This window comes from Novosphingobium organovorum, assembly GCF_022832435.1.
Taxonomy (GTDB): domain Bacteria; phylum Pseudomonadota; class Alphaproteobacteria; order Sphingomonadales; family Sphingomonadaceae; genus Novosphingobium; species Novosphingobium organovorum.
Map to the genome: position 1 here is coordinate 1 of NZ_JALHLF010000145.1, position 6,733 is coordinate 6,733.

Sequence of the window (6,733 nt, forward strand, 5' to 3'; positions counted from 1 at the left end):
AATGCGAATTTTGCGGCACCAGCCCACGCCCCCACCCGACCTCCCGACTAATGTACACTTTCGCGGGAGGTCGGGTGGGGGCGTGGGCCGGTGCCGAACTTTTGGATCGGGCTCTTAGGCTGCGTGGTTGGCGAGCGGTACGCTGTCCGCTCACCCCGTTTGGTCAGGTGACTGCGTTCCCAGGCCTTCTGCCCCTACCGCAGGTGGGAGGGGCAGCGAGACTTACAGCGCCGCAGGCGCTGCTAGTCGCAGCGGGGTGGGGCAAGCCCACCATCCGCAACCGGACGATAGAATTTGCCCAAACCACCGAGCGCGTTTTCGAACGAGGTGGACCACGAAGTGGCTCGAAAAAAAGCGTGAAAGAACAACGCTTCTTGAACGGCCGATCGGATGCAATCCGATCGAACACCGCTCTAGGCGAATTTCCGGCGCGCGGCGGCGAGCGACGGGGGCTCGGGGCGGTCCTCGGCGGTGAAGGCGTCGCGCAGACCTTGTCCCAGCGCGGTTACCACGGGAACCACGCCTGCCCAGATCGGCAGATCCTGATCCGCGATGTCATCGGCCGGAGGGCCGTTGCGGATCTTGGCGCTGGCGTGCTCGATGGTGATGGCGATGACGCCGGTGGCCTTTTCTTCCTGCGCGTTCATCGCGCGTACTTCCCCGCTGCGGCCGGGCAGGAGATGGTCGAGGATGGCGTCGAGCGCGCGGGCCTTTTCCGCACCCGAGACGCGCCGGGCCGTGCCGTGGATCACCGCGCTTTCGTAATTGACCGAGTGGTGCAGCCCCGAGCGCGCGGCAACGAGGCCGGTGAGGCGGGTCACTTCGAGGCAGACGGGCGCTTCATCGAGCCGGGCTATGCGGGTCTTGGAGGCGCCGTGGAGGTACACCACCGCGCCCACGCGGGCAAAGGCCATGGGCATCACCATCGGCCGTCCTTCGGCGATGAAACCGACGTGGGCGACCATCGCGCGGTCCACAATGGCGTGGATCACGCCCTCGTCGTAAGAGGCGCGCCGGGGCTGGCGGGCATGGGCGTAGCGTGGGGTCATCGGGCAAACTCCGGTTGGGGACCCGGCGCGTTCTAGATTTTGAGTGGCTTTGGGAAATATCCAGTTTAAGCTGATTTGATGAGTCCAGATGCGCTCAGCTCGCTGGTGAGCCCCGATCCGGCCGCACCCGATCCTCTGCCGGTGCAGATCCACCGCGCGGTGCTGGCCGCGATTGCCGATGGGCGCCTGCCCGACGGCACGCGGTTGCCTTCTACGCGCAGCGCGGCACAAGCGCTCGGCCTGTCACGCATCACGCTGACCACCGCCTACGATCTTCTCCGCGCCGAGGGCGTGCTGGCGATTGCGCGGGGCCGTGCGCCGGTGATCGTGGCTCCGCGCGGTTCGAGCGGCGCGCGGGGCGACATGGGCCGCTCGCCCGAACCCTCACCGCGCGGGCGGGCGCTGGCGCGCGATTTTCGGGTCGAGAGTTTTGTCACCAACGCCGGTGCGCTGCGTCCCGGCGTGCCCGCCGAGCATCTCTTCCCGCGCGAGGAATGGGGCATGGCGCTGCGCCGGGCGGCGCGGCGCAGCGGGGGCGAGGATGCGGCCTATGGTTCGACCCATGGCCTTGCCGCCTTGCGCGCGGTACTTGCCGAGCGGCTGCGCGCGGATCGGGGCCTGGCGGTCGACCCGGAATGCATTCTGGTTACCACCGGCACGCAAGGCTCGCTGTCGCTGCTGGCTCAGGTCATGACCCAGGACGGGGACTGCGCGGCGATGGAGGACCCCGGCTTTCTGGGCGCGCGCGCCGCGTTCGAGGGGGCAGGGCTCAGCGTTGCGCCGATCCCGGTCGACGATCAGGGGCTGGTGGTGGAGGCGCTTCCCGCCGCGGCGCGGCTGATTTTCGTGACACCCTCGAACCAGTATCCGCTCGGCTGCCGGATGAGCCTTGAACGCCGCCTCGCGCTCGTGGCCCACGCCCGGCGGCACGACGCGCTGATCCTCGAGGACGATTACGAGAGCGAGTTTCTCTGGCGCGGGCGGCAGGTCGCCACGCTCGCCGCGCACGCGCCCGCGCAGGTGGCCTATCTCGGCTCGGCGGCGAAAGTCCTGATGCCCGCGCTGCGTATCGGCTGGATCGTCGCACCGCCCGAGCTGGTGCCGGCGCTGCGGCTTGCCCAGCGCAACCTCGGGCTGATGGCGAACCTGCACACCCAGCGCGCGCTCGCCGAAGTCATGCTCTCGGGCCGTTACCGCGCGCATGTGCGGCGCATGGCGCGCGCATACGAGGCGGCCGGAAACGCGCTGGCGCACGCGCTCGAAGGCATCCCCGCGATCGAGGTGCGCGCGCCCGATGGCGGGGTGCAGCTGGCGCTGCGCTTTCGCGACGGGCGCGACGAGACCGCGATTCTTGCCGCGCTTGGCCGCGCCGGCTTTCGTCCGGCCCGCCTTTCGGCCTATGCGGCGGGAAGGATGACCGGGTTGATCGTCGGCTTCGGGGACGCCGGGGAGCGGACGATCACCCGTTTTCGCGCGGCGCTCTTAAGGGCGCTGGACGCGGCCTAGCGCAGCGCTCTGGCGAAAAAGGCGCTGAGCCTGTCATCATCGCTCATCGCGACGTTGAAGCGCATGTAGTCGCCCCAGATGCCGCTGGCACTGAACACGTTGCCGGGCGCCAGCACGATACCCTCGGTGAGCGCGGCGCGCGCGACTTTCGCGGCATCGCGGCCATCGGGCAGCCGCCCCCACACGAAGGGGCCGCCGGTGGGCTCCAGCCAGGGTTCGATACCGTGTCGGCGCAGGCGCGCGATCGTCGCGGCGCGCGCACGGGCGAGCCGCGTGCGCACGCCTTCGATATGGCGCCGGAAACCGCCATCGGTCAGCACCGCATGGACCAGCCCGGCGCTGAGCGGGTTGCCCGACATCGCGGTCGCCACGCGCAAGTCGGCAAGCGCCTCGATCCAGTCGGGCCGCGCGGCGATGTGCCCGCAGCGCATCGCTGCGGTCACCGACTTTGAAAAACTGCCGATGCGGATCACCCGGTCGAGCCCGTCGAAGGTGGCGAGGCGCGGGGCCGGGCTATGTTCGAAATCGGCAAAGATGTCGTCCTCGATCACCACCAGGTCGTGCGCTTCGGCGAGCGTGAGGATGTGGTGCGCGGTGACGGCCCAGAGCGTTGCTCCGGTGGGATTGTGGTTGGCCGAATTGGTAAGGTAGAAGCGCGGCCGGTGCCGGGCAAGCGCGGCGGCGAAGGCGGCGGTGTCGGGCCCTTGCGGGGTCATCGGGATGCCCACGACATGCGCCCGATGCGCGCGCAGCAGCGCGAGGAAGTTGAAGTAGCACGGATCGTCGACCAGCACCGTGTCACCCGGTTCGAGGAGAAAGCGGCTGACGAGGTCGAGCGCCTGCGTGCTGCTTTCGGTGAGCAGGATCTGGTCGGGCGCGGCGGCCAGCCCCTGGTCCTCCAGCCGCCGCGCGAGCAGCGTGCGCAAGGGCAACGAGCCGAGCCGCGAGGCATACCCCGTCAGCGTACCTTCGGCGTCCCCGCGCGCGGCGTGGCGCAGCGCCTTGCGCACCTGCGCTTCGGGCATCCAGTCGGCGGGCAGCCAGCCGCATCCGGGGGTGAAGGCTCCCGCGCCATAGCTCAGTGACTGGCGCAGCATCCACACCGGATCGACCTCGCGCTCGGCCGCCGGGGCGATCCGGTCGAGCGTGAGCGGGGCGAGGGGGGCGGAGACGAAGAACCCCGCGCCTGGACGCGAGCGGATTGCGCCGTCGGCGGCCAGCCGGTCGTAAGCCTCGACCACGGTCGACTTGGAGAATCCGGTGGCGGCGGCCATGGCGCGCACCGAGGGCAGCGCGGCGCCCGGCGTCAGCACACGCCGGTCGATGCGCGCACGCACGATGTCCATGACCTGTTCGGTGCGGGTGCGGGTCTCACTGTCCACTGTACTGCTTTCCTGACCGGTACGGTTTTTCAGAATTGTACTGATCTGTCCCTGGGATGGCCAGCCCCTTTCGCGCATTGGAGCCCGGACAGGAGACGACGAATGAAGACCTTGCTTTCGAACGGCCCGCTTGCCCTTGGCGCCGCGCTTGCCCTTTGCGGGGCGTCGAGCGCGCCGGCACAGGCTCCGCAGCGCACCGGCGCGGATACCTACAGCATCGCCCTGTCCGGGTATGATGCGCCCCCTGCCACGCGCCAAGCGGCGCGCCGGTCGCTGGCGCGGATCGAGGCGGCGGCGATGAGGGTGTGCGGCGCTTCGGGCTTCAGCTTGCCCGAAGTGCGCCGGGCTGTGCGCGAGAGCGCGTGCTGGCGCGATGCGGTGGCCAGCACGCTCGCCGGGCTTGACGCGCCGTGGCTCCGGCAGGCCTATCGCGCCAGCCGCTAATCGCACGAAGGAAAAAGCGATCATGACCCATGCGCCTGAGCCGGCCTTCAAGCTCGTCGATGTTTTTGCATCCGATCCGTTCACCGGCAATCCGCTTGCGGTGGTGAGCGGCGGCGAGACGCTTTCGACCGAGGACATGCAGCGCATCACCCGCTGGCTCAATCTGTCCGAGACCGCCTTCCTGCTGCCCCCGACGCAGGACGGTGCGGACTACCGTGTGCGCATCTTCACGCTGGCCCATGAACTGCCCTTTGCCGGGCATCCGACGCTGGGCAGCTGCCATGCCTGGCTCGAAGCCGGAGGCCAGCCGCGCCGAAAAGACGTGGTGGTGCAGGAATGCGGCGCGGGGCTGGTGGAAATCCGCCGCACCGGTGCGGCGCTGGCCTTCGCCGCGCCGCCACTGATCCGCAGCGGCGCGCCGAGCGAACAGGAACTGGCCGAGGCCCTCGACGTGCTGGGCATCGATGCGGCCGCCGTGGTCGATGCCCAGTGGGTCGACAACGGGCCGGGCTGGTTGGCGGTGCTGCTGGGCTCGGCGCAGGAGGTTCTGGCGATCAACCCGCAGCGGCACCTCGATCGCCGCGTCGATATCGGCGTGGTCGGCCCGCACGCGCCGGGCGCGGAGGCCGCGTTCGAGCTGCGCGCGCTGTTCTCGGGTCCCGATGGTGGATTGATCGAGGACCCGGTGACGGGCAGTCTCAACGCCTCGGTCGGGCAGTGGCTGTTTGCCAGCGGGCGCGCCAGCGGGGCCTATGTCGCGGCGCAGGGGACCTGTCTTGGCCGCAAGGGCCGCGCGTATATTTCGCAGGATGCCGACGGGCAGGTCTGGGTTGGCGGGGCGACCCAGACGCTCTTTTCCGGCTTTTCCGGCTTTTCCGGCATTTCAGGGCCGCGCTGAGACACCCTCAAGTTCCGCGCGATCACGCCCTGACGGCGATCGGCCGCCCGTATCCCCATCCTTGATCCGCGCGGGCGGTCGGTCGTTGGCGCCAGGCGTTGGTGCTGGGCGTTTGCGCGCGAGCAGGGGATTCTCGCGATCCGCCCCCAAGGGCTCTTCCGCCTGCGCTGCGCCGGGCCGTGAGCGCGGTGCGATAGTCCGATTCCACCAAGGCAACCGTCGCGCCCCTCGGACGGATGGGCGCAGCGGCGTTGACGGCTCGCGGGCGCGCGAACCACGAGCTTTCGCATCCGGTCGGGGCGTTACGCCCGGTCGGGGGTCCGGCACCCTTGCGAAAGATAGAATTCACGAATGCGGCTACCCAATCTGTTTGTTCTGCCCTCCCACGACCTGGCGATAGACCTGGGGACGGTGAACACGCTTGTCTATGTCAGCGGCAAGGGGATCGTGCTCAACGAACCCTCGGTCGTCGCGCTCGAAACGCGGGGGGGCATCCGGCGCGTGCGCGCGATCGGCGCCGATGCCAAGCTGATGATGGGCAAGACGCCCGAAAACGTCGAGGCCATCCGACCTTTGCGCGGCGGGGTCATCGCCGACATCGAAGTGGCCGAGCAGATGATCAAGCACTTTATCGAAAAGGCGCAAGGCGGCCATGGTCGCCTGCCGCGTCGGCCCTCGGTGGCGATCTGCGTGCCTTCGGGTTCCACTCCGGTCGAACGGCGCGCGATCCGTCAGGCGGCGCAGTCGGCCGGTGCGGCAAAGGTTTGGATCATCGAGGAATCGATGGCCGCCGCGATCGGCGCGGGAATGCCGGTGACCGAGCCCATCGGGGGCATGGTGGTCGACATCGGCGGAGGCACGACCGAGGTGGCGATCCTTTCGCTCAGCGGGCTGGCCTACAGCACGTCGGTGCGCGTGGGCGGCGACAAGCTCGACGATGCCATCGCGATCGCCATCCGGCGCAAGCACAACCTGATGATCGGCGAAGTGACCGCCGAGCGTATCAAGCTCCAGATCGGCACCGCCCGCGCGCCTGCCGATGGGCGCGGCAAGGTGATGCAGGCCAAGGGCCGTGACCTGGTGCGCGGGGTTCCCGGCGAGATCGAGATCAGCCAGGCCGAAGTCGCCGAAGCGATCGCCGAATCGGTCAACCAGATCATCGCCACCGTGCTCAACGCGCTGGAGAACACCGCCCCCGAACTTGCCGCCGACATCATCGAGCAGGGCATCGTCATGACCGGCGGCGGGGCGCTCTTGTCCGAGTTCGACAGCGCGCTTTCACAGGCGACCGGGCTTCCCGTGGTGGTGGCCGAGAACGCGCTGTTCTGCGTTGCGGAAGGCGCCGGGCGGGCGCTTGAGGACACCGTCTATCGCGGCGTCCTGCACAACGCCTGAGTGCCGATGTTCTAAGAGCCCTCTCTGATTGGGGCCTCGTGGGTCAAGCTGCTTCCTCG

Annotated in this window: 6 protein-coding genes; 4 read left to right on the top strand and 2 right to left on the bottom strand. The window is 69.1% G+C overall.

Annotation, left to right across the window (positions count from 1 at the left end):
- Window positions 1-413: 413 nt before the first annotated feature.
- Window positions 414-1,049, bottom strand: a complete 636-nt coding sequence (locus MTR62_RS19060) for a pyridoxamine 5'-phosphate oxidase family protein (RefSeq protein ID WP_244023920.1) — start codon at window positions 1,047-1,049, stop codon at window positions 414-416.
- Between the two features lie 78 nt (window positions 1,050-1,127).
- On the opposite strand from MTR62_RS19060, the gene pdxR reads away from it, so the two are divergent.
- The gene (gene pdxR / locus MTR62_RS19065; RefSeq protein ID WP_244023922.1) at window positions 1,128-2,555 is read left to right on the top strand and encodes a MocR-like pyridoxine biosynthesis transcription factor PdxR; all 1,428 of its coding nucleotides are present in this window, start codon (window positions 1,128-1,130) and stop codon (window positions 2,553-2,555) included.
- On the opposite strand, the gene MTR62_RS19070 is transcribed toward pdxR, so the two are convergent.
- Window positions 2,552-3,937 (bottom strand): aminotransferase-like domain-containing protein, encoded by a 1,386-nt coding sequence (locus MTR62_RS19070; protein WP_244023924.1) that lies wholly within the window; start codon window positions 3,935-3,937, stop codon window positions 2,552-2,554. The genes pdxR and MTR62_RS19070 overlap by 4 nt on opposite strands.
- A gap of 102 nt (window positions 3,938-4,039) precedes the next feature.
- Here MTR62_RS19070 and MTR62_RS19075 point away from each other — a divergent pair, with 102 nt between their 5' ends.
- The 3 genes from MTR62_RS19075 (at window position 4,040) to MTR62_RS19085 (ending at window position 6,674) form a co-directional block, all read left to right on the top strand.
- Window positions 4,040-4,381 (top strand): UrcA family protein, encoded by a 342-nt coding sequence (locus tag MTR62_RS19075; RefSeq protein ID WP_244023925.1) that lies wholly within the window; start codon window positions 4,040-4,042, stop codon window positions 4,379-4,381.
- A gap of 22 nt (window positions 4,382-4,403) precedes the next feature.
- Window positions 4,404-5,279, top strand: coding sequence for a PhzF family phenazine biosynthesis protein (locus tag MTR62_RS19080; RefSeq protein ID WP_244023927.1), 876 nt, complete (start codon window positions 4,404-4,406; stop codon window positions 5,277-5,279).
- Window positions 5,280-5,630: 351 nt separating this feature from the next.
- A complete protein-coding gene (locus MTR62_RS19085; protein WP_244023929.1) occupies window positions 5,631-6,674 on the top strand; it encodes a rod shape-determining protein in 1,044 nt (347 codons plus the stop codon).
- The last annotated feature ends 59 nt before the right edge of the window (window positions 6,675-6,733 follow it).